We start from the raw sequence: 24,931 nt of genomic DNA on the forward strand, positions 1-24,931 counted from the left end.
TGTTTACTCCTCCAGCAGTTGGGAAAGAACCATGACCGGGGTTAGGCTTGCACCGAGAAGATGACAAATCCCAACACCGCCAGCAGCACAATGAGGGCGTAGAATTGGGCACGGCCATTTTGGAAGTATTTCAGCCCTTCACCGGTGACCATCGTGACAAAGCCCGTGAGGTTGACCACGCCATCCACCACGTTGTAATCCACTTCCAAGACCTGACGCGCCAAGCGACGACAGCCTTTAATGAAGACCGCCTCATAGAGTTCATCGAAGTACCACTTATGCAGTGAGAACTGGTACAGCGGTTGAATGGCTTTGGCGATCGCCTGCGGACTGGGAGTGCCCTTGAGATACATCAGGGAGGCCAAGGTAATGCCAATCAGGCCAATGCCCACAGAGCTACCGCCAAGGATGAGAAACTCCGTCAAATCCACCGCGTGCTCTGCCACCATCTCCTCACCGGGAGCATGGATAAAGGCCGCAAAGAGATTGTTGAAGGGGGTACCCACAAAACCAATCAACGTCGAGGGAATTGCTAGCACCACCAAGGGTAGGGTCATTGTCCAAGGGGATTCATGGGGTTCAGCAGTCTGCTGATCGTGGTGGGCATTGTGATCATAGTGTTCCTGTAACTCTGGGGGCACATTACGGAACTTGCCCTCAAAGGTCATGAAGTACATGCGGAACATGTAAAAGGCGGTTAAGCCCGCCGTGAGCCACGTCAGCAGCCACATTGCCGGGTTGGCATGAAAAACGGCGCCTAAAATTTCATCCTTTGACCAAAAGCCAGCAAAGGGCGGCACGCCAGAAATGGCCAAGCACCCCACTAGAAATGTTGCCCCTGTAATGGGCATATACTTGCGCAGCCCCCCCATGTAGCGCATATCTTGAGCCAAGTCTGGGTTATGGCCAACCACCCCTTCCATGCCATGGATGACTGACCCCGATCCAAGAAAGAGCATCGCTTTGAAGTAGGCATGGGTCATCAGGTGAAAAAGGCCGGCACTGTAGGCACCCACGCCCATCCCCATGACCATGTAGCCCAGTTGGGAAATGGTTGAATAGGCCAAGCTCTTTTTGATGTCGTTTTGGGTGATGGCAATAGTTGCCCCCATAAATGCCGTAAAGGCCCCCGTCCAAGCAATGATGGTCATCACTTGGGGCAATTGCTCAAACACAGGGAACATCCGCGCAATCAGGAAGACTCCGGCTGCCACCATGGTTGCCGCGTGAATCAGAGCAGAAATGGGGGTCGGACCTTCCATCGCATCCGGCAGCCACACATGCAGGGGAAACTGGGCAGATTTGGCCACAGGGCCGAGAAAGACCAAGATGGCAAGAATGGCGGCAAGACTAGGGGAAAGTAGCCCGGTATTGACCAGTTCCGTCAGGCGATCGCCCATGCCACCAAAGTCAAAGCTACCCGTCGCCCAAAATAGCCCCACCATGCCCAACAAAAGGCCAAAATCACCGACACGGTTGGTAACAAATGCCTTCTGTGCTGCTTCCGCCGCGCTTTTGCGGTCATACCAGAAGCCAATCAGCAGGTAGGAGCACATCCCCACCAATTCCCAAAAGATATAGACCTGCACCAAGTTGGGACTGACGACCAACCCCAGCATCGAGGAGCCAAACAGGCTGAGATAGGCAAAAAAGCGAACATAGCCCGCATCATGAGCCATGTAGCCATCGCTGTAGAGCATGACTAAAAAGGCCACCGTTGTGACGATGACCAACATCAATGCCGCTAAGGGGTCAATCACGTATCCCATGGCAATGTGGAGATTGCCCGCCGCTGCCCATTCAATCATTTGCGTATAGGGGGCGTGGCCTTGGACTTGACTCCAGAAGAGGCTCAGAGAATGCACCATGGCGATCGCCATCAACGCCATGATGAAAATGGCACTGGGTCGCCGCAGTTTCGAGGTGGTCTCTGAAAAGGCAATCAAGCCAAAGCCAACAATCAGCGCTCCCAAGAGGGGTAAAACGGGAATCAGCCAAGCGTATTGATACAGGGGTTCCATGCGTGCCACCTAACTTTCCATGAGAGCTGCCTGCCTAGAAAACCAAATAGGTATGAATCGCTAGTGTAGGCAAAACCCTCTACATTCTGCCATATCCCTTTTAGCAAGGGACGAGGGCTACCAGTGACAGAAAATTAAAAAACGGATTTTCTTTAGCTTTGCCGCCATTAAGAAGGCATGATTGGTGATGGAACAAGCCAGAAAGGTTCACCCGTCTAACGATATATTGATGCACTGATGAGGGAGATGGCGATGGAATTGCGTTTTGTAATGGGACGCTTATACCGAGTGGGGTCTGTCATGGGGGGGGCGATCGCCCTGATGTTCATCCCCCACACCACCCTTGCCCAAAATGCCCCTGATTCGCGCATGGTGCAGCGGGTCGAGAACGCCACATTTGTCCTTGGCGAGTTTACATTTAACAACAACAACCGCATTCCACCGAGGATTGTCCAGCGCGCTCAAGGGATTGCCATTATTCCCAATGTCGTTCAAGCGGGGTTTCTCTTTGGGGGCCGCCGTGGCGCCGGTATTCTGCTTGTGCGCAATGAAAATAACGAATGGAGTAAGCCCGCCTTTATCACAATGACCGGCGGGAGCTTTGGCCTGCAAATTGGTGCCCAATCCACGGATGTGGTGCTGGCCTTCATGGATAAATCCGTCGTCATGCGCAGCTTGGCGCAGTCCTTTCGTCTAGGGGGCAATGTCTCCGTTGCGGCAGGCCCTGTGGGTGGCGAAGTTGTCAGTCCTACGGATCCGAGTCCCCAAGTCTTTTCCTACACGCGCAGTGCAGGTCTTTTTGCTGGTGTTGCCCTTGAGGGCGCCAATATTAGTTTTGACCGTAGTGCTAGTACCCGCTTCTATGGCCGGCCTAACCTGACGCCAATGCAAATTTTCGAGAACTCGCCCCCCCTCCCTTCCCCTCCCGTCCTCAATGGTCTCTACAATGCCCTTGCCCGTGCAGCGCGCTAATCCCTTCTCAAGACAGTGATAAGATAGCAGTCAATAGTCCGCACTGTATAGAAGGAACACTATGGCACAGGGACAGGGTTTTGGCTTCGGTCTTGGCAAAATGAAGGAGCTGGCCGCAGCCATCCAGAAAGCACAACAAGTTCAAGAAGGCGCCAAGAAGCTGCAGGAAGACCTCGAAAAAATGGACATTGAGGGTCAAGCAGCAGGGGGTGCCGTCAAAGTGGTTATGAGTGGTACCCAAGAACCCCGCCGCGTCGAAATCAGCCCAGATCTCCTGAGTGAAGGGGCTGAAGTGCTCTCTGATTTGGTGACCGCCGCCATGCGCGATGCCTACCAAAAATCCACCGCCACTATGCGGGAACGGATGGAAGAGTTGACAGGTGGTTTGAACGTTCCGGGTCTCGGTTAATGCACTGCCCCGCCCACCATGGCACCCAAGCTACGGCTCCTGATTGTGGAAGATGATCCGATGATGCAACTGGGGCTAGGACAAGCTCTAGGGGAGCAGTTTGCTGTGGTGGGTTATGCCGAAGATGGCTATGGTGCCATTGATATGACACGGCAGTTGCAGCCGCAAGTGGTCATTATGGACATTGGCCTACCAAGGCTAGACGGGATTGCAGTAACCCAACGGCTGAAGCGAGAATTTCCTGACATTCATGTGGTGATGCTCACCTCCCACCAATCGGCTCTTGAGGCCGTTGCCGCCCTTTCTAGTGGTGCTGATGCCTACTGTATCAAGGGAGAAACCGTTGAGCGATTACTGATGGCGATCGCTGCTGCCCAAGAGGGAGCCACCTATCTTGATCCCCAGATTGCCCGCCATGTGATCCAGCACCTGCATCCGCCCCAACCGACAATGGACTATCACCTTTCGCAGCGGGAACTGGATGTCCTGAAGCTGATGGTGGAAGGCTATAGTAACCCTGAAATTGCCAGTAAGCTGTTTCTCAGTCCAAATACTATCAAGACCCATGTGCGGGGTATTTTGAACAAGTTGGCGGTGGATGACCGTGTGCAGGCGGCGGTTGTTGCACTTCGTAACGGTTTAGTCTAGGCCTTCCCCAAGACTCAAGAACACTTGTTATCGTGAAGGGGAACCGTCGGTGTGTTGAGCCTGTGTCCCATGGCATCCTATAGCAATGAGGCAACGGTTTTAGCCTCGGATCAAGAATCATCCTGGATGCTGAAGCGGGAAAAAGCCATTGGTCAAGCGGAAGGCATTATTGACCGGCTCTACGGCATTTATGGTGAGATCTTTGACGTGAATGTGGCGGGGCACTGGCTGATCATTAGCTTGTTTATTGCCCTCATGTTTGCCATGATTGTCGGCATTCAGATCTATTTCGACACCCTCCACTAGGGGCGTAACTGGTGAATTCTCTGATCCCACTAGGACAAACCCAACTTCAAGAGTACGTCACCGCCTTGGCGTGGGGCGATCGCCATCTGTTGGCCGCTTCCGCCGCAGGAGAGGTCTATCACATTGATCCAGAGGTGGGTGAGCAACTCATCTTGCAAACGGCGACCGATCAAAGCTTAACGATCCTCGCGGTGGCGAGCGATCGCCAGTGGTGGGCAGCGGCGGGAGAGCAGGGACGGGTACTCATTGGTTCCTTAGCTCACCCTGAGAATCTTCAGGTGCTCCACTACGGTTCCCACTGGATTGATCAACTGGCTTGGCATCCCACATTGCCTTGGGTTGCCTTTAGTCTTGGTCACTACGTCCAGATTTGGGATGCGGCTCAAGCCGATGTCATTGCCACCCTTGATTTTGCAGCCTCGTCAGTTTTGGCTTTGGCTTGGCAACCTACGGGTGATGCTTTGGCCGTTGCCGGTTATGGCGGTGTACGGGTGTGGTCGGCTAAAGATTGGGATGCCGATCCCCAAGAATTGGGGTTTATGTCTGCGACAGTGGGCGTAGCCTGGTCCGCCACAGGGGAATATTTCGCGGCCAGCAACATGGATCACACCCTTTTTGTCTGGCGTTGGGGCGATCAGTATCCGTGGCAAATGCAGGGCTTTCCCGGTAAAGTGCGGCATCTTCACTGGTTGGAAACCGCCAACCAAGCCCCCCAGCTCCTGAGTAGTTCCCAAGAGGGGATTATCCTCTGGCGCCTCAGCGAGGACGAAAGCGGCTGGCAACCCCAAGTGCTGGATCTGCACCGTGGCACTGTGCGCGCCCTCTCTATTCATCCCCAAGGTCAAGGCTTCGTGTCCAGTGGCGATGAGGGATGGCTGTGTTATTGGCAGCAAACTCAACCGCAGGAGTTACTGCAAGGTGCCCAAGAATACTTCACAACTCTTGCTTGGCACCCCAAGGGATCGTATTTAGCCGCTGGGGGCACCCAAGGGGAACTCTGGGTTTGGCAAGCCGGTTAGGGAGAACCCGTGTGGTAGGATGTTGCTGCGGGTTTAAGCTAGAGTGCCGATGAAACTCATTGATCGCTATGGCCGTCTTTTTGGCAAGCTGAGTCTTCTAGACCTTGGGGCAGGGCTTGTTCTCCTGTGCGTTTTGGCGGGCTTGTTCCTCCTGCCGGGGCGATCGGGCACCTCGTTGGCACAAATGACCGCTGCCCAACCCATTGAAGTAGATGTTCTCGTTCTGGGTCTGAGTACTCCCACTCCCCAAGACCTGATTCCCAAGGGCAGTACCGCCAACTTTATTATTCGCAACCAGCCCTACGGCCAAATCACTGTGAAAAATGTCCAGGTTCTGCCGCGCACAGTTACTGTTTCTCAGCCCGATGGATCGGTTAAAGCGCTGCCAGATCCCCGCCCAGAGATGGCCTATAGTAGCAACCTGCTCTTGACCCTCGAAGGCCGAGGCCAAATCACTAACAAGGGGCCTGTGCTGGGGAATACTGGCATCAAAGTAGGGACGCCCGTAGAATTAGAGGGCAAAGAGTATAATTTCCGTGCCTCGGTGATTGCCGTTAGGCCGTTGTAGGACAGTAGGCAATGCAGTCAATTTCAACTTTGACTCCCTTCGGCAGGCGCGATACTTCCACACAGGCACGGGCAGGTGCTGTCTCGGCATCCATGTACTGAGCATAGATTTCATTCATGGCGGCGAAGTCATTGAGGTCTGCAAGATACACGGTTGTTTTCACCACCTGTGACCAATCGCTACCGGCGGCCTTGAGGACAGCACTGAGATTATCCATCACTTGGCGGGTCTGCTCCTTGACATCTTCGCCACCAACAATCTCACCCGTTTTTGGATCAAGGGCAATTTGCCCTGCGAGAAAGACCCATTCCCCATGGCGCACGGCTTGGCTATAGGGGCCGACCGGCCTAGGCGCATCAGTGGTACAAATAATCACTTTTGTCATAAAACTTAAAACAATTTACATATCGGGGGCGATCGCCCCAAAAGCCGATTCTACAGGGAATTGAGCCACGGCCACCTGTATTAAATCAATGGATATGATAGCGCATATATTATGCATTTATACCCCCACAATCATGTCAAGAATTCAAGCATCTTAAATAATGTTAATTATCGGCAAAGTCTGTACTCCCCTTCTATAATGCTGAATTGAGCATTCGCCTCCTGAACGGGCTTTATCGTTCCATTCTGGGTCTTTAGATTCACGATTCTTCACAATCATTGATCTAAAGATCTTTCTATATTGCCGAGGTGAATGCCCTCGTTCCTTCCTTGCCTAAGAGAGAGGAGAGACTCGATGACCATCAGTCCACCGGAGCGAGAGCCAAAGGTCAGAGTCGTGGTTGATAATGACCCGGTGCCCACCTCCTTTGAAAAATGGGCAAAACCCGGGCATTTTGACCGCACCTTGGCCAGAGGCCCCCAAACCACCACATGGATTTGGAACCTCCACGCTCTTGCCCACGATTTCGATACACACACGAGCGACCTTGAAGATATTTCCCGCAAGATCTTCAGTGCACACTTCGGCCATCTGGCTGTGGTGTTCATCTGGCTGAGTGGGATGTACTTCCACGGTGCAAAATTCTCAAACTATGAGGCTTGGCTGGCCGATCCCACCGGTATCAAGCCCAGTGCTCAAGTGGTCTGGCCCATTGTGGGTCAAGGCATTCTCAATGGTGATGTCGGCGGTGGTTTCCACGGCATCCAAATCACCTCGGGGCTATTCCAACTGTGGCGTGCCTCTGGGATCACCAATGAGTTCCAGCTTTACTGCACCGCAATCGGTGGCTTGGTCATGGCTGGCTTAATGCTCTTTGCAGGCTGGTTCCACTATCACAAGCGCGCTCCTAAGCTGGAATGGTTCCAAAGCGTGGAATCCATGCTCAACCACCACCTCGCCGGCTTGCTTGGCTTGGGGTCTTTGGCTTGGGCAGGTCACCAGATCCACGTCTCGCTACCCATCAACAAACTCTTGGATGCAGGGGTTGCTGCTAAGGATATTCCCTTGCCCCACGAGTTTATCCTTAACCCCAGCTTGATGGCCGACCTATATCCCAAAGTGGATTGGGGTTTCTTGAGTGGCGTCATTCCCTTCTTCACCTTTAATTGGGCTGCCTACTCGGATTTCCTGACCTTTAACGGCGGCTTGAACCCTGTTACCGGTGGCCTGTGGCTGTCGGATACGGCTCACCATCACGTGGCGATCGCCGTCCTCTTCATCGTTGCCGGTCACATGTACCGCACCAACTGGGGAATCGGCCACAGCCTCAAAGAGATTCTTGAAGCCCACAAAGGCCCCTTCACCGGTGCCGGCCACAAAGGTCTGTACGAAGTGCTGACCACCTCTTGGCATGCCCAACTGGCGATCAACCTAGCCATGATGGGTTCGCTGAGCATTATTGTGGCGCAGCACATGTATGCAATGCCCCCCTATCCTTACTTGGCTACCGACTATCCCACCCAACTGTCGCTGTTTACCCACCACATGTGGATTGGCGGTTTCCTGATTGTGGGTGGTGCTGCCCACGGTGCCATCTTCATGGTGCGTGATTACGATCCGGCCATGAATCAAAACAACGTTCTGGATCGGGTACTGCGCCATCGCGATGCCATCATTTCTCACCTGAACTGGGTGTGCATCTTCTTGGGCTTCCACAGCTTCGGCCTGTACGTCCACAACGACACGATGCGCGCCTTTGGTCGTCCCCAAGATATGTTCTCGGATACGGGGATTCAACTTCAGCCCGTGTTTGCCCAATGGGTACAACACCTGCACACCCTAGCCCCCGGTGGCACTGCTCCCAATGCAGCAGCGACCGCTAGTGTTGCCTTTGGTGGTGATGTGGTTGCAGTCGGTGGCAAAGTCGCCATGATGCCCATTGTTCTGGGAACGGCCGACTTCATGGTGCACCATATTCACGCTTTCACGATCCACGTGACAGTGCTGATTCTGCTGAAGGGCGTCCTCTTTGCCCGCAGCTCTCGCCTCATTCCCGATAAAGCCAACTTGGGCTTCCGCTTCCCCTGCGATGGTCCCGGTCGTGGCGGTACCTGCCAAGTCTCCGGTTGGGATCACGTCTTCTTGGGTCTGTTCTGGATGTACAACTGCATCTCTGTTGTAATTTTCCACTTCAGTTGGAAGATGCAGTCGGATGTCTGGGGTACTGTTGCTCCCGATGGCACGGTATCTCACATCACGGGCGGTAACTTTGCCCAAAGTGCCATCACCATCAATGGCTGGCTACGGGACTTCCTGTGGGCACAAGCTTCTCAGGTGATTGGCTCCTATGGTTCAGCCCTATCCGCCTATGGTTTGTTGTTCTTGGGTGCTCACTTCATTTGGGCCTTCAGCCTCATGTTCCTCTTCAGTGGTCGTGGCTACTGGCAAGAGCTGATTGAGTCCATTGTTTGGGCCCACAACAAGCTGAAAGTTGCACCGGCCATTCAGCCCCGTGCCCTGAGCATTATTCAAGGCCGTGCCGTCGGTGTAGCCCATTACCTCCTAGGGGGGATTGCCACTACTTGGGCATTCTTCCTAGCTCGGATTATTTCTGTAGGATAGGGGCGAGGAGGAGATAACCAACTATGGCAACTAAATTTCCGAAGTTTAGCCAAGACCTCGCACAGGATCCGACCACACGCCGGATTTGGTATGCCATCGCCATGGCTCACGACTTTGAAAGCCACGATGGCATGACCGAGGAAAATCTTTACCAGAAGATTTTTGCCTCCCACTTTGGGCATCTGGCCATCATCTTCCTGTGGGTGTCTGGTAGCCTATTCCACGTTGCGTGGCAGGGGAACTTTGAACAATGGATTCAAGACCCTGTCAACACCCGTCCCATCGCCCATGCGATCTGGGATCCTCAATTTGGCAAAGCCGCAGTGGATGCCTTTACCCAAGCGGGGGCTTCTAACCCTGTGGACATTGCCTACTCCGGTGTCTATCACTGGTGGTACACCATCGGTATGCGCACCAACGGTGACCTCTACCAAGGTGCCATCTTCCTGCTGATTCTGGCTTCGCTGGCTCTCTTTGCCGGCTGGCTGCACCTACAACCCAAATTCCGTCCTAGCCTCTCTTGGTTCAAAAATGCCGAATCGCGGTTGAACCACCACTTGGCGGGTCTGTTTGGGGTTAGCTCCTTGGCTTGGGCGGGTCACCTGATTCACGTGGCCATTCCCGAGTCCCGTGGTCAGCACGTGGGCTGGGATAACTTCCTCAGCACCATGCCCCACCCCGCTGGTTTGGCGCCCTTCTTTACGGGCAACTGGGGTGTCTATGCCCAAAACCCTGACACGGCTAGCCACGTCTTTGGCACGGCAGAGGGGGCGGGAACGGCGATTCTCACCTTCTTGGGTGGCTTCCATCCCCAAACGGAGTCCCTGTGGCTCACGGATATGGCGCACCACCACCTTGCCATTGCGGTGCTCTTTATTGTGGCGGGTCACATGTACCGCACCCAGTTTGGGATTGGCCACAGCATTAAAGAGATGATGGATGCCAAGGACTTCTTTGGCACGAAGGTGGAAGGTCCCTTCAACATGCCTCACCAAGGCATCTATGAAACCTACAACAACTCGCTGCACTTCCAGTTGGGTTGGCACTTGGCCTGCTTGGGCGTGATCACCTCCTTGGTGGCACAGCACATGTACTCGCTGCCACCCTATGCCTTCATTGCCCAAGACCACACCACGATGGCTGCCCTCTATACGCATCACCAGTACATTGCTGGCTTCTTGATGGTGGGTGCCTTTGCCCATGGTGCCATCTTCTTGGTGCGGGACTATGATCCAGCCCAAAACAAAGGCAACGTGTTGGATCGGGTACTACAACACAAAGAGGCGATCATTTCCCACCTAAGCTGGGTGTCCCTCTTCTTGGGCTTCCACACCTTGGGTCTCTATGTCCACAACGATGTCGTGGTGGCCTTTGGTACCCCCGAAAAGCAAATCCTGATTGAGCCGGTGTTTGCTCAGTTCATTCAAGCGGCCCATGGCAAACTGCTCTATGGCTTTGATACGCTGCTGTCGAACCCCGATAGCATTGCTAGCACCGCTTGGCCGAACTACGGCAATGTCTGGCTACCCGGCTGGCTCGATGCCATCAACAGTGGCACCAACTCTCTGTTCTTGACGATTGGCCCCGGTGACTTCTTGGTGCACCACGCCATTGCCTTGGGTCTGCACACCACCACCTTGATTTTGGTCAAAGGTGCGTTGGATGCCCGTGGCTCCAAACTGATGCCAGATAAGAAAGACTTCGGCTATGCCTTCCCCTGCGATGGCCCCGGCCGTGGCGGTACCTGCGATATTTCTGCATGGGATGCCTTCTATCTGGCCATGTTCTGGATGCTGAACACCATTGGCTGGGTTACCTTCTACTGGCACTGGAAACACCTTGGTGTCTGGGAAGGCAATGTGGCTCAGTTCAACGAAAACTCTACCTACCTCATGGGTTGGCTGCGGGATTACCTCTGGTTGAACTCCTCCCAGCTCATCAATGGCTACAACCCCTTCGGCACCAATAACCTGTCGGTGTGGGCATGGATGTTCCTGTTTGGTCACCTTGTGTGGGCAACAGGCTTCATGTTCCTGATTAGCTGGCGTGGTTACTGGCAAGAGCTGATTGAAACCTTGGTGTGGGCACACGAGCGCACTCCCTTGGCCAACTTGGTGCGTTGGAAAGACAAGCCGGTGGCGCTGTCCATTGTGCAAGCCCGTTTGGTGGGTTTGGCTCACTTCAGTGTTGGCTATGTCTTGACCTACGCGGCCTTCTTGATTGCTTCAACCGCCGCCAAGTTCGGTTGATCGAGTTGAGATAACTTTCGTTCAGTCCCCTGCCCTCGTGGTGGGGGATTTTTGTTTTTGATAAGTTTGATAAAAAGTTGTAGCTGCTTGTTTCAAGTCGGCAGCAAACTAGTTCCTTGCCAACGACCAAAGTTAGGGATTTGTAACGTATCTCAATATACTAGTCCCCTAAAAACGTTTTCAATGACATCACGCTACTTTTTAGATATCCTAGGACTGAATTTTGCCATTGATGAGATTGGGTTTTAACTGAGGACGGTTGTAATGCGTGATACATTTAACCTAGCTATTTTGAGGTTTTCATCTAAGAGCCCTATTGAAGGCTTGTTGGCTCAAATTAGTACTGAAGAAACTTCCCAAATTGTCGGTGAAAATTCAGTGAATCCAGCTTTTGACCTTAACAATTTGGGGAGCCTTTTAGCGCAAGTCATTATTGCAGTTGCTTTGTTGCTCATTGGCTGGATTGTTGCCACTATTCTGGCAAAGATAACACGCTCGGTTTTGAAACGACTGCGCGTTGATGAACGATTGACCCAGTTCTTTGGTGGCAATGAGTCGCTTCAGAGCATATCAGTGACTGCTATTCTGGCAGCAGTGGTTTTTTGGGTCATCTTTTTGCTGGCGGTGGTGGCCTTTTTGGATGCCCTGCGGCTAACAACGGTTTCCCAGCCCCTCAATGCATTTCTCAATCAAGTTTTTAGTTTCCTGCCCAAGCTGGGGGCAGCCATCTTGCTGGCGGATGTGGCTTGGGTAGTGGCGACCATATCAAAAATGGTGGTTACTCAGTCCGCCCGTTCTTTGAATTTGGATCGCCAACTCCCCCTAGAATCTGAGGGGAATGGTTCCTCAGAGGGGCCGGCCACCATGTCTGTGGCTGAGATGTTGGGAAATACCCTCTATTGGTTTGTTTTTCTTTTCTTCCTGCCCTTAATTTTGGGGGTGCTTGATCTGCAAGGCTCATTGCAGCCTGTACAAAATCTCTTGAATGATATTCTAGGGGCACTGCCTTTTGTCTTTAAGGCGGTGATTATCGCGGTTGTTGGTTGGTTTATTGCCCGCATTGTCCGCAGCTTAGTCGTTAACTTAATGACGGCCATGGGGATTCAGCGCATTGGTCAGCGCCTCGGTCTAGGGCAAACCAGTTTAGGGGAATCCCTAGCAACGGTCATCGGTACGATTGTCTATGTCTTAGTCTTGATTCCCACGGCGATCGCCAGCCTTGACGCGTTGCAAATTGTGGCCATTACGGAACCGGCAACGGCAATGCTCAACCAAGTGCTGACGGCATTGCCGAAAATTTTTACTGCAGCCATTATTCTGCTGCTGGCCTATGTAATTGGCCGCTTTGTGGCGGAGACGCTTACCAATTTCCTGCAAACCATCGGCTTTGATCAAGTGTTTGTCTGGCTAGGTCTAGAGCGTCCGACGGTGGATTCTCAGGAGTCTCAGCCTGCGGAGGCACCCGAGCAGCGCTGGCGACAGCCCTCAGAAGTGATGGGCATCGTTGCCCTTGTTGGCGTTTTGTTATTTGGGGCGATCGCTGCCGTTGATGTACTGGATATTCCTGCTCTCAGTGCTTTTGTCACTGCCCTAGTAGTGGTGATTGGTCGGGTGTTGGTCGGAACGCTGATCTTTGCGGTAGGATTGTATTTTGCCAATTTAGTGTTTCGGCTTCTTGCCAGTTCTGGCACCTCCCAAGGGCGTTTTCTCGCTCAGGCGGCGCGGCTAGCAACGATGACATTTGTGGGGGCAATGGCTTTGCAACAGATGGGCATCGCAACAAGTATTGTCAATTTAGCCTTTGGCTTGCTCTTTGGTTCTATTGCGGTGGCGATCGCCCTCGCCTTTGGGTTGGGATGCCGGCAAATTGCCGCGTCTCAAGTTGAAGAATGGCTGAATCTGCTTAAGGGCAGGAATTCCGAAAATTCTTGAGGAAGGTAGTGGAGTCAGGTTAACGCAGGAACGCTGTTTTAGCCACCAGAGGGGGAGAAATATTTCCTCTCCCCCTTGTCTGCTAATCAGGCTAGCGGAAGGAGGGTTGGTGGCGGATCAGATCTAGGAACTCTTGGCGGGTGCGGGCATCTTCAGCAAACACCCCTTGCATTGAACTGGTGACCGTCCAAGAGCCCGGTTTTTGTACGCCTCGCATCACCATACACATATGGGTGGCCTCAACAACCACAGCCACCCCTTGCGGTTTCAGGAGTCCTTGCAAAGCATTTGCAATTTGTTGGGTCAGGCGCTCCTGCACCTGTAGCTGCCGCGCATACATCTCGCAAATGCGGGCAATTTTTGACAGGCCAATGACCCTGCCATTGGGAATGTAGGCGACATGGGCACGACCAATGATTGGCAGAATATGGTGCTCACAACAACTAAAGAGATCGATGTCGCGCACTAAGACCATCTCATTGGTGTCTTCGTAAAAAACGGCGTCATTCAGTAGGTCATCCAAGGATTGGCGGTAGCCACTGGTTAAAAACTTCAAGGCTTGCACAACCCGTTTGGGGGTATCCCGCAGGCCTTCGCGATCGGGATTTTCCCCTAGCCCGATGAGGAGTGTGCGAACCGCCTGCTCCATCTCAGCATCCGACACCTGGGTCGAGACGCAGGTGGGTATACTTTCAAGGCTGCTTTGCACGGTTAACAACTGGTTACGGGATTGCTGGGACATAGGGTACCTAAAATAATAACGATTATCATTCTATTTACTGGTGGAAATGGTGTCAATGAAACTGACATGAAAGTCGGTTTAGTTGAGCATAGAATTTACAGGGGAAAGGCAGTCAAAATAAAATCCCCCTCATCCGCACTGGGAGAGGGGTTAGGGTGATTGAATCTACTAATTTAGCTTATCTAAAGCTGCGGTACAAAGCGCTCTTTATCGGGAACAACGGTGTATTCAGCAACAATTTGCCGGAACTCTTCACCATCAATGGTTTCTTTCTCTACTAGGAGATCAACGAGGCGGTCAATGACCACGCGATTGTCCCGGATAATCTTGATGGCGAGTTCGTAGCTGTGCTGCACCAACTCCCGCACTTGGGCATCAATGCGCGCCGCAATTTCTTCGGAGTATTCTGTTCGAGACACCAAGTCCCGCCCCAAGAACACTTCACCGTTTTGGGTTTCCAAGGAGAGAGGTCCTAGATCTGACATACCAAAGCGGGTCACCATTTGCCGTGCCATTGCTGTCACTTGCTGCAGGTCATTGCCAGCACCAGTCGTGACCTCAGCATCGCCAAAGACGACGTATTCAGCCGCTCGGCCCCCAAGGGCACCGGCCATCCGCGCCATGAGTTGCGATCGCGAGATCAGACCAGAATCCTCTGAGGGCATGAACCAAGTGAGACCACGGGCTTGACCGCGGGGCACCAACGTCACTTTTTGGACAGGATCGTGCTCTTTAAGCAGTGTCCCGACAATGGCATGACCCACTTCGTGGTAGGCGATGAGGCGCTTGCTCTTGCCGTCAATCAGCGGTGTGCCCTCCATACCAGCGACAACCCGGTCCACGGCATCGTCAATTTCCAGCATGGTGATGGCGGGTTTCCGCCGCCGGGCCGTGAGAATCGCTGCTTCATTGAGGAGGTTGGCCAAATCGGCTCCCGTAAAGCCGGGGGTACGGCGAGCGATCGCCTCAAGGGAAACTTCGGGCGCCAATTTCTTGTTGCGGGCATGCACCTTGAGAATCGCCAAGCGACCCTTAATATCCGGTGCATCCACCACCACCTGCCGGTCAAAGCGACCCGGACGCAGGAGAGCCGCATCCAAGACATCAGGACGATTGGTTGCCGCAATCACAATGATGCCGGTATTCCCCTCAAAGCCATCCATTTCGGTCAGCAGTTGGTTGAGGGTTTGCTCCCGCTCATCGTTACCGCCGCCAATGCCAGCCCCGCGTTGGCGACCCACAGCATCAATTTCATCAATAAAGATGAGACAGGGAGCGTTTTCTTTGGCTTTGCGGAACAGATCCCGGACGCGGGAGGCACCAACACCAACAAACATCTCGACAAATTCTGAACCCGAGATGGAGAAGAAGGGTACCCCTGCCTCACCGGCGATTGCCTTGGCCAGCATCGTTTTCCCTGTGCCGGGTGGCCCCACTAGTAGCACCCCTTTGGGAATGCGAGCACCCACCGCTGTAAATTTCTCGGGCTTCTTCAGGAAGGTGACCACCTCTTGTAGTTCTTCCTTGGCTTCATCGACACCAGCAACATCGTCAAACATGACACCCGTTTTGGCCTCCATTTGGAAGCGGGCGCGAGACTTACCAAAGTTCATCGCCTGACCTGGGCCTCCGGGCACGTTGCTGGAGCGGCGGAAGAGGAAAAAGAGTCCTCCCAAGAGCAAGACGGGGAAGAGTAAATTACCCAAGAGTCCCCACAGGGCACCATCATTGCGAGCCGGATGAACATCAATTTCTACGTGCTGCTCCCGCAGTTTACTAATGACTTCTGGAGCCGTCCCCGGCATATCTACCCGTACCCGCAGGGGGCGACCGTTAATCAGTTCCGGATCAGAGACATCCACAATGGCGGTGCGACCATTATCGAAAATGTCCACTTTACTAATGCGACCCGCATCTAAATAGTTGAGGAATCGCCCATAGCTCATGCGCGTACTGGCGGTATTCAGAGGAGGCTGACTTTGATTGAGCATAAAGTTGCTCGCCCCCTGCCAGAGGAGAACCCCCATGAGCAGTAGGGGGATTGACCAAAGGAGAACAGTTTTCCAAGAGACTTTCATTGGCGGCGCTTTTTATCAGGTTCTTAACTAAATTTAACATATCCCTCCCAAAGGGGGGGTATTAGTTCATCATGCCCTCAAGCAGGCGATCGCGCCGCTGCTGGAGAACTGCCTGCAGCAGAGGATAGCCCCGTAACTCAGGATCCTGGGCGATCAGTTCACTGGCCGCCGATCGCGCCGCCTCTAGGCAATCTTGATCCTCAACGAGGCTAGCGAGGGCAAAGTCCGGTAATCCCGATTGCCGCGTCCCCAACACCTCCCCCGGACCGCGCAGCCGCAGATCCATCTCTGCAATAAAGAAGCCATCCTGAGACTGTGCCAGCACATTCAGCCGTTGCTTGGCAACATCATTGCGAGAACTATTGAGCAGCAGACAATAGGACTGTTGGGCACCCCGCCCCACCCGCCCCCGCAGTTGATGGAGTTGGGATAAGCCAAAGCGTTCGGCATGTTCAATGAGCATCACCGTGGCATTGGGGACATCCACCCCCACCTCAACCACCGTGGTAGCCACCAGAATATCCAATTCCCCCTTGGCAAAGGCTTGAATTGTCGCATCCTTTTCACTCGATACCATGCGACCGTGGAGCAGCCCGACCCGAAAATTGGGAAAAATCTCCGTTTGTAATCGCTCGTGCTCGGCAATGGCGGATTTCAGATCCAGTTTTTCCGATTCCTCAACCAAAGGCAGGACAATATACGCTTGCCGCCCTTGGGCTACTTCCCGACGGATTAAATCGTAGGCGCAGGAGCGATCGCCCCGTCCCAAGACGGTTGTTTGAATCGGCTGCCGACCGGGGGGCAATTCATCAATTTGACTCACATCCAAATCCCCATGGAGGGTCAAGGCAAGCGTGCGGGGAATCGGTGTCGCCGTCATGGTCAACACATGGGGCAGGAGTCCTTTAGCTTGCAGCTTTGCCCGTTGCGCCACCCCAAAGCGGTGCTGTTCATCAATAACCACGAGACCGAGGCGCTGAAACGTCACCCCCTCTTGGATCAGAGCGTGGGTGCCCACCAGCACCGGCAATTCCCCTGTTGCCAATTGATCCAGAATCTGGCGGCGCTTGGCTGTACGTATCGATCCTGTGAGCAGTTCCACCGGCACATGGAGGGGGGTGAGCCATTCCAAGAGCTTGCGATAGTGCTGCTCTGCCAGAACCTCCGTGGGTGCCATTAGTGCCCCTTGATAGCCGGACTGCACTGCCGCCAATAGGGCAATCACTGCAACAACCGTTTTCCCTGACCCCACATCCCCTTGGACAAGGCGATTCATGGGAATCGGGCGCTCTAAATCCGCCAAAATTTCCGCCACTACCCGCTGCTGCGCCCCTGTGAGTTGAAAGGGCAGCCCTTGGTAAAACTGCTCAATCAGTTCCCCTTGGGGATTGAGGGGGGCACTGGCCTGCTGTTGCTGCTGGCGCCGCCGTTGCAGTAAGCCCAGTTGCAGGTAAAAAAATTCATCAAAAATCAGCCGCCGCCGTGCCAGACTCAGTTGCGTTCGATCCGGCGGAAAGTGAATGTGCCGTAGCGCCATGTCTAAGGGCAGGAGTTGGTGACGTTGGCGTAGCCCCTGCGGTAGGGGATCAGGATAGCCCTGCACCAAGGGCAGAACGCGATCGACCGCACGGCGAATCACATCGGGAGATACCCCCTCCGTTAAGGGATAGACCGGCACAATACGGCCAATCGTGAGGGAGTCTATTTCTGCCCCAGCATGATCCAGCACTTCCAACTGCGGATCTTCAAGGGTAAGGCCATACTTTGTCAGTTTCACGAGGCCAGAGGCAGCCACAATGGTCTGTGGGGCATAGAGGCGTTTTTGCTGCTCTTGCCACCCCCGTTGGGCATAGCGGGCACCCGCATAGAAGCGACTCAGGCGAATTTGCCCGGTGCGATCTTGAAGAACAATTTCTAAGATCGTCAGCTTGGCATTGCGGGGACTGGTAAAACAGTTGCAACGGCGGACTTTACCCACAAGGGTGACGGTCTCCCCAGCTTGGAGTTGCCGAATCGGGACTTGGCGGGCATAGTCAATGTGATCGCGGGGGAAGTAGTAAATGAGATCCGCAACCCTATAAAGCCCGAGTTTTTCCAGTTTCGCCGCAGTGCGCTCACCAATCCCATTCACTGTTTTGAGCGCTTGATCGAGGGGACGGGGGCGCGGGGGTGGACTTGTGAGTTGTTTGTGGACATCGTGGAGCAGTTGGCGCGTTTTCACCACGAGGTGTTGTCGTTGGCTGGGGGAGAGATCGTTGTAGTGGGCATAGGCTGCCGCCGTTTCCTGCCAGCGATCGCGCATCTGAAGGGGGAGTTGTTGCAGAGGGGCTTGCATTAACGCTGCGTGTAAATACTCATTAAACCGATAGGTATTGCCCTGAAGGTTGCAAAAACCCCGCGCCGTTTCAATGGCAAGGGCGCGTTGTAGGCGTGGCCAGTCAAGGGACACAGCAGGCCTCCTTCCCTATTGCTCACCATCCATTGCTTCGGGGACACTGGCGGTCGCGTCTGCGGCTTCATTGGCTTTCCACGTTTGCCACCATACCCGACTGGCCTTGAGAACCAGATATTGCCGCTGTTTTTTATGCAGTTGCTTCTGGAGGGTGGCCAGACGTGCTTCCAGTTGGCGAATTTGACTGCGCTGATTGCCGAGGGGGGGATGCTGAAACTCCAGTTCCTCAAGTTGCAGGTAAATGGCTGCCATGGGGTGATGACTGGAAGATTCCCTTGGGGACTCACTGGTGTCTCGCTCCTCTTCGCCCTCCTCTTGTAGTTTCTGCTCATCTAGCATCATCGTCAACAAATGGGGAATCCGCCCAAGGGGACGATTTTCTGCCTTACTGGCAATCTCTAAAATGACTGCGATTGGGGCAGGCGGTAAGATAGCCGCCCGTTGTAGTAGATGGTTAATCTTGAGCGAACTTTGATAAAGAACTTGGCTCAATTGCTCTGATAGGGAGGGGGGTTCCTGTTCCTTGGTTGCGTCTTCTTCCCCATTCGTTGCCTCTTGCCTTGCAGTTGAGTCTTCTTGGCGACGGGTCTGTAGGCTTAAAATCGTGGTTTCCAAGGCGATCGCCAGTTCAACAATCTGACGCTGAAGGTCCTGTCGCTCTGGGTCTGCAAGGGTCAAAAATTGCTCTGGAAAGACTTGGGTGCACACCTGATAACTAACCGTGATCAACTGCTGGCGGGCAATGGGGGCGAGCATTTCTAGATAAACATCATAAAGCTGACGCATTTCCGCCAAGGCGGCCAATAGCATCCCCTGTAACCCTAAAATTTCCCGCTCAACGGCTTCTAAGTTACCCGACATACACGCCTAACCGGCAAAACAGTGCTGCTGCGTTTAAGAAGACTGTTTCTACAATCTATTACAAAATCTTGGCGAGGATAGCCTGTTCACCGACTCATGGCAAGATGGTGGGGTTGCAAAGGTGAGACAGAAACGTGAATATTATTCTCTGGCTGCAAGCAGTCATCCTCGGCTTCGTGCAAGGTATTACAGAGTTCTTGCCCATTAGCAGTACCGCTCACTTGATTCTCTTTAGTGACCTCTTGGGGTGGAAAAGTGTCTGGCATAAAATTGCCCTAGATGCGATGCAATTTGGTAGCGTGATCGCGGTTTTTGGCTATTTCTGGCAGGATATTCGCCAAATTGTCCAAGGGGCTTGGCAGGCATGGCAACAGCGGGATTGGCAGCGGGAAGAATGGAAACTGTTGGTTGGGATCACGGTGGGCACGATTCCCGCACTAGCGGCAGGACTTCTTCTGAAATGGGCCAAAGTCGAGTTGGATCGGCCTCAGATCATTGCCACGATGGCGATCGCCATGGCGATTCTTTTGGGACTCGCAGAAAAATGGGGTTCCCGCAAACGCACCTATCAAGACATTGGCATTTTAGATGGCTTTCTAGTGGGTTGTGGCCAGATGATTGCCCTGCTGCCGGGGGCTTCGCGTTCAGGATCGACGCTAACGACAGCTTTATTTTTAGGGCTGGAGCGGCAAACAGCGGCGCGCTTTTCTTTTCTGTTGGGCATTCCCACACTGACGATCGCCACCCTTGTCCAAGCCAAAGATGTTTTTGATGAGGGGACGCTGTTTATTCCTCTTGTGATTGCCACACTCTCGAGCATGGTTTTTTCCTATTTGGCAATCGCTTGGCTGCTGCGATTCCTGCAACGCCATTCCACTTGGGTTTTTATCTGGTATCGCATTGGCTTGGGAACTGCATTGTGGGGCGCGATCGCCCTCGGTAGTCTGCGAACCTAAGGAACAACATTTAGCAAAATTTAACCTAACCTGTGGTCGAGATCACAGGGAAACTACAGAGGCTTTGCCATACTGAGTATGAAATAGTGAAAGTAGGGAAAATTGTACAGGGACGCGATCGCTCTACAATGACGTGAGCAAGTAGCGCCCTAGCCGCTTACTTTGGAAACGGTAGGGAAACCAAACCATGGGTGTCTATGTCCAATAGGGCACTGAGTACTGATCATACTGACCTAAAGGGTTCTACCTTGTCTCTGTTGCAGGCATACCAAGACAACCCTGCACGCGAATTGCGGAATCGCCTTGTCGAGTTGAACATGGGACTGGTACGCAAGGAAGCCCATCGCTGGGTACAGTGCACCCAAGAAAGCTTTGACGACCTGATGCAAGTGGGCACCCTTGGCCTCATTCACGCCATTGAACGCTTTGATCAAAGTAAGGGAGTGGCCTTTAGTTCCTTTGCCATTCCCTACATTCGCGGTGAGATTCAACACTACCTGCGGGATAAAAGTCCGCAAATTCGCGTCCCCCGTCGTTGGCAAACCCTCCAAAGCCAAGCAAAGCGAGTCATTCAGGAGTTACGCCAACAACTGCAGCGTCCCCCCAGCGATAGTGAAATTGCCCAAGCCCTCGATGTCCCCCTTGAAGAATGGCAAGCGGCAAAATTTGCCAACTACCACACCACCCCGGTCAGCCTAGATGCCCCCACCTTTGAGGGTGAGGAAGATGCTGTTTCCCTCGGTGACATCGTGCCCGATCAACGGTACCAAAGTTTTCAACTCGCCCAAGAAGATCGCATTCGTTTGCAGCAGTGTCTGCAAAAACTAGAAGCCCGCACCTGTCAGATTCTGGAATTTGTCTTTTTGTACGATTTGAGTCAAAAAGAAACCGCTGAACGCTTGGGTCTAAGTGCGGTCACAGTCTCTCGCCAGATTAAAAAAGGCCTCCAAGCCCTACAACGGATGATGAGTCACGACGAGGCTGAATCCTGAAAACGCATAAAATATATTTATGGTTGATTTTGCTGCCCCCCTAGCGGCTTTAGCGGCACATCGTTGGTTCAAACTCATTAACGGTGCCAGTTTCCAAGATGTTGCCCAAATCTATAACCTGACCTTGGCCTATGCACTGGCAGGGGCTGATTGTATTGATGTGGCCGCCGACCCTGCCGTGATTTACGCGGCTAATGACGCTTTGACGGTTGCGGCAAGCCTTGGGGCCACTCGCCCCCTGCTGATGGTGAGCATCAACGATGGTGCTGACCCCCATTTTCGTAAGGCCACGTTTGATCCGAGTCGCTGTCCGCCAGGGTGCGATCGCCCCTGTGAACGCATTTGCCCTGCCACTGCCATTCGCTTTGATGAACAGGTGCAGGGGGTGGTGCGCGATCGCTGTTATGGTTGTGGCCGCTGTTTACCCCTCTGCCCCTTGGGCTTGATTCGCACCGATGAGCAACCCGCAGTCTTTGAGCAAATCACGCCCCTGATCCAGGCGGGCACGATCCAAGCCCTCGAAATTCATACTCAACCCCAACGCTACAGCGCCTTTCACGAGCTTTGGCAGCGAGTTCGTCCTTGGGTGCGCTATTTACAGGTGCTGGCCATCAGTTGTCCCCAAGGAGAGGGAGTAATTGACTATTTGCGCTGGATCAATGGGCAGATTCAACCGTTGGAATGTGCCCTCATTTGGCAGGCGGATGGTCGTCCCATGAGTGGCGATATTGGTGATGGCGCAACGCGAGCCACCATTCAATTGGGTCAAGCCATTTTAGGGGCAAATTTACCCGGATTTGTGCAGTTGGCGGGCGGCACAAATGGCCATACGGTTGCTAAACTCAGGGCAATGGGATTGCTAGATCCACAGGGAATTGCTGGTGTTGCCTATGGTAGTTATGCTCGCAAACGCCTTGCCCCTTTCCACGCGATCGCCGACCAACCTTGGCAAACTGTTCCTGCCGTCCTTGCAGCGGCTGTTGCTGAAGCAGCTACCCTTGTGTCTCCTTTGAAATCTGTCCCGTCACCCTCTGTACCCTATGGCTGAATTGACTGCTGGACAACGCCAAGTCACTGACGATCTCGATCAATTATTGGCGATCCTACCGCCGCCCCTTGGACAGTCCCTCACCGATCATCCGCAGCGGGAAGAACTCTTAGAAATCGTTCTCGATTTGGGGCGATTGCCGGAAGCACGGTTTATCCACAGCACCCAATACCTTGCCGAGACGCCCGTCAGCCGTGAGATGTTGCAATATGCCGTGGATCGGGTGGGCGAGTTTAGTGGTGACAATCGCGCTGGGATTGAGCGTACGCTGCACCGCATTAGTGCCCTGCGCAATCGCCAAGGAACGATTATTGGCTTGACCTGCCGGGTGGGGCGAGCCGTCTTTGGCACGATTGGTATGATTCGCGACTTGGTCGAAAGTGGCCAGTCTATTTTGCTTTTAGGTCGCCCCGGTGTTGGTAAAACAACGGCACTACGGGAAATTGCCCGCGTCTTGGCCGATGAGTTGCACAAACGGGTAGTGATTATTGACACCTCTAATGAAATTGCGGGCGACGGTGATATTCCCCATCCAGCGATTGGCAAGGCACGACGAATGCAGGTGGCTCGCCCGGAACTTCAGCATCAGGTGATGATTGAGGCGGTGGAAAACCACATGCCCCAAGTGATTGTCATTGATGAGATTGGCACCGAACTAGAGGCACTAGCAGCACGCACCATTGCGGAGCGAGGCGTACAACTGATTGGTACTGCCCACGGCAACCAAATTGAGAACCTGATGAAAAACCCCACCCTTGCCGACTTGGTGGGGGGCATTCAATCGGTCACCCTTGGGGATGAAGAAGCGCGGCGGCGCGGCACCCAAAAAAGTGTGCTCGAACGGAAGGCTCCCCCCACGTTTCAAATGGCAGTGGAAATGCTGGAGCGCGATCGCTGGGCTATACATCTCGACGTGGCTGCTAGTGTGGATCTGCTGCTGCGGGGTCGCCAACCGTCACCTGAAATTCGCAGTGTTGCCGCCGATGGCTCAGTGGTGATTAGTCGTTCTGAGCCGACTCCCCAGCGATTGGAGGTCAAACCCCTGTCCCAGCGTCCCTCTTGGCGCAATAGTGGCCAGATGCTACCCATCCCTGAGGGCACTAAAGAACCCCTACGAGCCAATTTTGCCCAACTACTGGAGGCAACCCTAGAGGCGCCCACGGTCGGCCCCAATGGTGAGGAACTGCCCCTGCATGTCTTTCCCTACGCCGTCAGCCGCCACCATTTGGAGCAAGCCATTCGCACCTTGCAGCTGCCCATTATTGTCACCAAGGACATTGATCAAGCAGATGTTATTTTGACGCTGCGCTCCCACCTCAAGGGAGAAAGCAAGCTGCGGCACCTTGCCCATATTCATCACCTGCCGGTGCATGCCATTAAAACCAACAGCATGGCTCAAATTGTGCGGGGACTGCGACAGCTGCTTGGCATGGAAGACCCCAGCCCAGCGGAATCAGCGGATCTTTCCCTTTTTAGTCCGACAGGGAGCGATGATGAGCTAGAGGCCCTTGAAGAGGCACGCTTAGCCGTTGAAGAAATTGTAATTCCCAAGGGTCAAGTGGTGGAGTTGTTACCGCGATCGGCCAACATTCGGCGAATGCAACACGAGTTGATTGAGCACTACCAGTTGACCTCCTGTAGCTTTGGGGAAGAGCCGAATCGGCGGCTGCGGATTTACCCGAATCTGTCACGCTAATTAGGGATTTACCGGCGCCTGCAAAAAGGCACCTCTGCGCTCAATGGGCAAAATATGCTGCAACCGCCAAGGGCAATGGCCTGCTTGGGGAGGCCAAAAATGACACTGGTGGCCTCATCTTGGGCGCAGTAAGTATAGTTTGGGCATGAATGCAGGTTCCTGTTTGTCAGCGGCTGAGGTTTAGAAATTGTGCGAGTAGTTGATCATTCATGGGTTCTATTCCCTAGGCTATGATCGTATAGAAAATATCGGAATTTGTCGGCAATCATCAATCAAGTCAATGACACAAGCATACACCCCTGAAGATGTTTGGCGATTATTAGGCGAGCTATTAGAAGCCCAAAAGGAAACTGAGCGGCGTTTTCAGGAAACTGAGCGGCGTTTTCAGGAAACTGAGCGGCGTTTTCAAGAGACTGAGCGTTTACTACGGGAAGAAGCACAACAGCTCAACCAACAGATTGGTAAATTGGGTAACCGTCTTGGGGAATTTGTGGAATGGCAAGTACGTCCAGCCGTGCTGCGCTTATTTCAGAGTCGGGGGATTGCCGTCTCTCAACTCTACAGCGATGTGATTCTCCAAGATGGGAACGAGAGCCTAGAGATTGATCTGTTGGTCGTTAACACCGATGAAGCCGTTCTCGTTGAGGTGAAAACCAAGCTCAGCCAAAGTGATGTGGATGAACACCTAGAGCGGATTGCCAAATTTCGCCGTTTGGCTCATCAGTATCGGGGTACAAAACTCTTGGGAGCCGTGGCGGGGATGATTGTGCCCCCTGAGGTGGCTCGCTATGCCTATCGGCAGGGTCTATTTGTGTTGGCACAGTCGGGAGATGGCGTGGCAATTCTCAACGACCCGCAGTTTCAGCCCCGCGCGTGGTAAAGCATAGTGGCAGTGCCCTTGCGCAGTTTATGATGGAAATTCTCTGAGTGCCTCCTAGGCTATGATGAGAGAGTTAGCTGTAGCCTAGAAAACCC

The 24,931-nt window shown here is 53.5% G+C and carries 20 protein-coding genes; 14 read left to right on the forward strand and 6 right to left on the reverse strand.

Annotated elements, in window-relative coordinates:
• Nucleotides 1-41: 41 nt before the first annotated feature.
• Complete coding sequence (locus RHP47_RS12055) at nucleotides 42-2,021, reverse strand: NAD(P)H-quinone oxidoreductase subunit 5 (RefSeq protein WP_310840590.1); 1,980 nt, start codon at nucleotides 2,019-2,021, stop codon at nucleotides 42-44.
• A gap of 270 nt (nucleotides 2,022-2,291) precedes the next feature.
• Here RHP47_RS12055 and RHP47_RS12060 point away from each other — a divergent pair, with 270 nt between their 5' ends.
• The 6 genes from RHP47_RS12060 to RHP47_RS12085 all read left to right on the forward strand — a co-directional run bounded on the left by RHP47_RS12060 (nucleotide 2,292) and on the right by RHP47_RS12085 (nucleotide 5,943).
• Complete coding sequence (locus RHP47_RS12060; RefSeq protein WP_286625884.1) at nucleotides 2,292-2,993, forward strand: lipid-binding SYLF domain-containing protein; 702 nt, start codon at nucleotides 2,292-2,294, stop codon at nucleotides 2,991-2,993.
• Between the two features lie 61 nt (nucleotides 2,994-3,054).
• A complete protein-coding gene (locus RHP47_RS12065; protein WP_149821211.1) occupies nucleotides 3,055-3,402 on the forward strand; it encodes a YbaB/EbfC family nucleoid-associated protein in 348 nt (115 codons plus the stop codon).
• An 18-nt stretch (nucleotides 3,403-3,420) separates the two neighbouring features.
• Nucleotides 3,421-4,050 carry a response regulator transcription factor gene (locus RHP47_RS12070; protein WP_149821213.1) on the forward strand — a complete coding sequence of 210 codons (630 nt, stop codon included), beginning with the start codon at nucleotides 3,421-3,423 and terminating at the stop codon, nucleotides 4,048-4,050.
• A gap of 69 nt (nucleotides 4,051-4,119) precedes the next feature.
• Nucleotides 4,120-4,356 carry a hypothetical protein gene (locus tag RHP47_RS12075; protein WP_149821215.1) on the forward strand — a complete coding sequence of 79 codons (237 nt, stop codon included), beginning with the start codon at nucleotides 4,120-4,122 and terminating at the stop codon, nucleotides 4,354-4,356.
• Nucleotides 4,357-4,367: 11 nt separating this feature from the next.
• Nucleotides 4,368-5,375, forward strand: a complete 1,008-nt coding sequence (locus RHP47_RS12080) for a WD40 repeat domain-containing protein (protein WP_286625888.1) — start codon at nucleotides 4,368-4,370, stop codon at nucleotides 5,373-5,375.
• A gap of 49 nt (nucleotides 5,376-5,424) precedes the next feature.
• Nucleotides 5,425-5,943: a DUF4330 domain-containing protein gene (locus tag RHP47_RS12085; protein WP_190278101.1), complete on the forward strand. Its 519-nt coding sequence runs from the start codon at nucleotides 5,425-5,427 to the stop codon at nucleotides 5,941-5,943.
• Here the strand turns inward: RHP47_RS12085 and RHP47_RS12090 are convergent.
• Nucleotides 5,930-6,328, reverse strand: a complete 399-nt coding sequence (locus RHP47_RS12090) for a RidA family protein (protein WP_149821221.1) — start codon at nucleotides 6,326-6,328, stop codon at nucleotides 5,930-5,932. The genes RHP47_RS12085 and RHP47_RS12090 overlap by 14 nt on opposite strands.
• Before the next feature lie 414 nt (nucleotides 6,329-6,742).
• On the opposite strand from RHP47_RS12090, the gene psaA reads away from it, so the two are divergent.
• The 3 genes from psaA to RHP47_RS12105 all read left to right on the forward strand — a co-directional run bounded on the left by psaA (nucleotide 6,743) and on the right by RHP47_RS12105 (nucleotide 13,131).
• A complete protein-coding gene (gene psaA, locus RHP47_RS12095; protein WP_399363257.1) occupies nucleotides 6,743-8,950 on the forward strand; it encodes a photosystem I core protein PsaA in 2,208 nt (735 codons plus the stop codon).
• A gap of 23 nt (nucleotides 8,951-8,973) precedes the next feature.
• Nucleotides 8,974-11,199, forward strand: coding sequence for a photosystem I core protein PsaB (psaB, locus tag RHP47_RS12100; RefSeq protein WP_149821225.1), 2,226 nt, complete (start codon nucleotides 8,974-8,976; stop codon nucleotides 11,197-11,199).
• Nucleotides 11,200-11,526: 327 nt separating this feature from the next.
• Nucleotides 11,527-13,131: a mechanosensitive ion channel gene (locus RHP47_RS12105; RefSeq protein WP_310840591.1), complete on the forward strand. Its 1,605-nt coding sequence runs from the start codon at nucleotides 11,527-11,529 to the stop codon at nucleotides 13,129-13,131.
• Between the two features lie 91 nt (nucleotides 13,132-13,222).
• On the opposite strand, the gene folE is transcribed toward RHP47_RS12105, so the two are convergent.
• The 4 genes from folE to RHP47_RS12125 all read right to left on the reverse strand — a co-directional run bounded on the left by folE (nucleotide 13,223) and on the right by RHP47_RS12125 (nucleotide 19,264).
• Nucleotides 13,223-13,873, reverse strand: coding sequence for a GTP cyclohydrolase I FolE (folE, locus tag RHP47_RS12110; RefSeq protein ID WP_315863441.1), 651 nt, complete (start codon nucleotides 13,871-13,873; stop codon nucleotides 13,223-13,225).
• Between the two features lie 182 nt (nucleotides 13,874-14,055).
• A complete protein-coding gene (ftsH2, locus tag RHP47_RS12115; RefSeq protein ID WP_149821231.1) occupies nucleotides 14,056-15,951 on the reverse strand; it encodes an ATP-dependent zinc metalloprotease FtsH2 in 1,896 nt (631 codons plus the stop codon).
• Nucleotides 15,952-16,012: 61 nt separating this feature from the next.
• The gene (recG, locus tag RHP47_RS12120; RefSeq protein WP_310840593.1) at nucleotides 16,013-18,400 is read right to left on the reverse strand and encodes an ATP-dependent DNA helicase RecG; all 2,388 of its coding nucleotides are present in this window, start codon (nucleotides 18,398-18,400) and stop codon (nucleotides 16,013-16,015) included.
• A gap of 15 nt (nucleotides 18,401-18,415) precedes the next feature.
• Entirely contained in the window at nucleotides 18,416-19,264 is an 849-nt protein-coding gene (locus RHP47_RS12125; RefSeq protein ID WP_149821235.1) for a hypothetical protein, read from the reverse strand.
• 134 nt (nucleotides 19,265-19,398) lie between these two features.
• Between RHP47_RS12125 and RHP47_RS12130 the strand changes: the two genes are divergently transcribed.
• The 5 genes from RHP47_RS12130 to RHP47_RS12150 all read left to right on the forward strand — a co-directional run bounded on the left by RHP47_RS12130 (nucleotide 19,399) and on the right by RHP47_RS12150 (nucleotide 24,836).
• Nucleotides 19,399-20,220, forward strand: coding sequence for an undecaprenyl-diphosphate phosphatase (locus RHP47_RS12130; RefSeq protein WP_310840594.1), 822 nt, complete (start codon nucleotides 19,399-19,401; stop codon nucleotides 20,218-20,220).
• 197 nt (nucleotides 20,221-20,417) lie between these two features.
• Nucleotides 20,418-21,212 (forward strand): RNA polymerase sigma factor SigF, encoded by a 795-nt coding sequence (locus RHP47_RS12135; RefSeq protein WP_149821239.1) that lies wholly within the window; start codon nucleotides 20,418-20,420, stop codon nucleotides 21,210-21,212.
• Between the two features lie 19 nt (nucleotides 21,213-21,231).
• Nucleotides 21,232-22,260: a circadian clock protein LdpA gene (gene ldpA / locus RHP47_RS12140; protein ID WP_286625896.1), complete on the forward strand. Its 1,029-nt coding sequence runs from the start codon at nucleotides 21,232-21,234 to the stop codon at nucleotides 22,258-22,260.
• Nucleotides 22,253-23,956, forward strand: coding sequence for a R3H domain-containing nucleic acid-binding protein (locus RHP47_RS12145; protein ID WP_149821243.1), 1,704 nt, complete (start codon nucleotides 22,253-22,255; stop codon nucleotides 23,954-23,956). Before ldpA ends, RHP47_RS12145 begins: the two co-directional genes overlap by 8 nt.
• Nucleotides 23,957-24,236: 280 nt before the next feature.
• Complete coding sequence (locus RHP47_RS12150) at nucleotides 24,237-24,836, forward strand: hypothetical protein (RefSeq protein ID WP_149821245.1); 600 nt, start codon at nucleotides 24,237-24,239, stop codon at nucleotides 24,834-24,836.
• The last annotated feature ends 95 nt before the right edge of the window (nucleotides 24,837-24,931 follow it).

Source organism: Thermosynechococcus sp. QKsg1, assembly GCF_031586415.1.
Classification (GTDB): domain Bacteria; phylum Cyanobacteriota; class Cyanobacteriia; order Thermosynechococcales; family Thermosynechococcaceae; genus Thermosynechococcus.

Bases quoted from the DNA above. Each gene is read 5' to 3' on its own strand.
- RHP47_RS12055 (WP_310840590.1), bottom strand. From the start codon at position 2,021: ATGGAACCCCTGTATCAATACGCTTGGCTGATTCCCGTTTTACCCCTC.
- RHP47_RS12060 (WP_286625884.1), top strand. From the start codon at position 2,292: ATGGGACGCTTATACCGAGTGGGGTCTGTCATGGGGGGGGCGATCGCC.
- RHP47_RS12065 (WP_149821211.1), top strand. From the start codon at position 3,055: ATGGCACAGGGACAGGGTTTTGGCTTCGGTCTTGGCAAAATGAAGGAG.
- RHP47_RS12070 (WP_149821213.1), top strand. From the start codon at position 3,421: ATGGCACCCAAGCTACGGCTCCTGATTGTGGAAGATGATCCGATGATG.
- RHP47_RS12075 (WP_149821215.1), top strand. From the start codon at position 4,120: ATGGCATCCTATAGCAATGAGGCAACGGTTTTAGCCTCGGATCAAGAA.
- RHP47_RS12085 (WP_190278101.1), top strand. From the start codon at position 5,425: ATGAAACTCATTGATCGCTATGGCCGTCTTTTTGGCAAGCTGAGTCTT.
- RHP47_RS12090 (WP_149821221.1), bottom strand. From the start codon at position 6,328: ATGACAAAAGTGATTATTTGTACCACTGATGCGCCTAGGCCGGTCGGC.
- psaB (WP_149821225.1), top strand. From the start codon at position 8,974: ATGGCAACTAAATTTCCGAAGTTTAGCCAAGACCTCGCACAGGATCCG.
- folE (WP_315863441.1), bottom strand. From the start codon at position 13,873: ATGTCCCAGCAATCCCGTAACCAGTTGTTAACCGTGCAAAGCAGCCTT.
- ftsH2 (WP_149821231.1), bottom strand. From the start codon at position 15,951: ATGAAAGTCTCTTGGAAAACTGTTCTCCTTTGGTCAATCCCCCTACTG.
- RHP47_RS12125 (WP_149821235.1), bottom strand. From the start codon at position 19,264: ATGTCGGGTAACTTAGAAGCCGTTGAGCGGGAAATTTTAGGGTTACAG.
- RHP47_RS12135 (WP_149821239.1), top strand. From the start codon at position 20,418: ATGTCCAATAGGGCACTGAGTACTGATCATACTGACCTAAAGGGTTCT.
- ldpA (WP_286625896.1), top strand. From the start codon at position 21,232: ATGGTTGATTTTGCTGCCCCCCTAGCGGCTTTAGCGGCACATCGTTGG.
- RHP47_RS12145 (WP_149821243.1), top strand. From the start codon at position 22,253: ATGGCTGAATTGACTGCTGGACAACGCCAAGTCACTGACGATCTCGAT.
- RHP47_RS12150 (WP_149821245.1), top strand. From the start codon at position 24,237: ATGACACAAGCATACACCCCTGAAGATGTTTGGCGATTATTAGGCGAG.